The 1,326-nt window shown below is 49.9% G+C and carries 1 protein-coding gene; it reads right to left on the bottom strand.

Translation table 11 applies throughout. The annotated features are described in order from the left end of the window. Positions 1-1,170: IS4 family transposase (locus tag ACTHRH_RS25645; protein WP_440418281.1), on the bottom strand; the 1,170-nt coding region annotated here is incomplete at its 3' end. Positions 1,171-1,326 lie beyond the last annotated feature (156 nt).

Genomic DNA, 1,326 nt, shown 5'->3' on the forward strand with positions numbered 1-1,326 from the left:
CAGGAAAAACAGGCCGCCTAGAGAACGAGGGTCGTTTTCATTTCGTCGCTCCCATTCCATGACCAGATAACGTGAAAAGACGATGGTGGTGTGGCTGATGAGCATATCGAAGGAGCGGCCCTGAAACTCCGACCCGAGTTTCAGATACGATTTGGCAAACCTAAAGAAGGTCTCAATGCTCCAGCGAATGCCATAAATGCGAACGATCTCCGCATCGGTGATGGTGACGTCTGTACTTAGAATGGCCAACCAATCCCGTCTGCGATTCCGATTTTGAACAAAGACAAGCTTAATGAGCATCCCGCCATCAAGCTGTACAATGACCGATCCCAGAATCTCGGAAGATTTCGTTTTCGGTAGTCGTGCGTGCAGTTCACGCAGGGTCAGCCGCTCCGTCCCGAAACGGTAGCGCTGTTTCATGTCTTTGATCATTCCGATCACGTGAAGGCCGCGCCCCATCAGTTCTCGCAACAGGGGAGCTTGCGTAAACCAACTGTCCATCAAGACAAAGTCGGCACTGAACCCGGCTTTGAGCGCACGGTCAAGCAATCCGATGACAGCATCGGGTTTGCGTGTCATGGATTCGCAGCGGCGTTTGTATCCATGTGTACGCTTGAGCAGCCACTCCTTCATCTCACAGAGACGATTCGCGATCTTCGCAGAGCTAAGCATGACAAAGTCGATGGGAGCAAAGCTGAAACCATCCGACCAACCGAGCGTCAGCATCGTATATCCCCGAGCATAACGACCGGTTGTATGGTCGAACACGCGAGCAAGTAGTTCCGCTTTTTTGCTGCGATCCCGGCGCAGAACAGAGTCATCTACGATGAAGGCCCGAATGCGAGAAGCGGATGTGAGCGACTCAAAGTGCTGAACAATCTTGAGGCTGAGCATATGTAAAAACCGCCGCCACGCAAAGCGTGGGTGATTCAGGAAGCGATAGACAACATCTTTGCCAGGCAGGGATTGCCGGCGTTCACTGTCCAACAACCGAAACCAATTCCGCCCTTCAAATACAAGCGTAAAAATGAGTTGGAAGATTGCGAGACTGGAAAGGCCAAATGACTTAGAAATACCGGCTTTACGCAACAAGTTGCCAATTTGAAGAGCAGATAGAGCAGCAGAAATTCGTTGTTCCGCCTTTTCAGACGAAGCTTTGTGGTGTACCATAGAGTTACACACCTTTCGTTTGGGATGGTTGCTCGTCACTTCCATTCTACCAAATCTGAAAGGTGTTTTTCATTTGTCAACACCACCTGAAATATACCGTTAACTCCTTGTCATACTTGGCATCAGGCAAGAATTTCAGGTGCGAAAGTTGAGTTA

The sequence above is a fragment of the Paenibacillus sp. SAFN-117 genome (assembly GCF_051966115.1).
Lineage (GTDB): Bacteria > Bacillota > Bacilli > Paenibacillales > NBRC-103111 > Paenibacillus_L > Paenibacillus_L residui.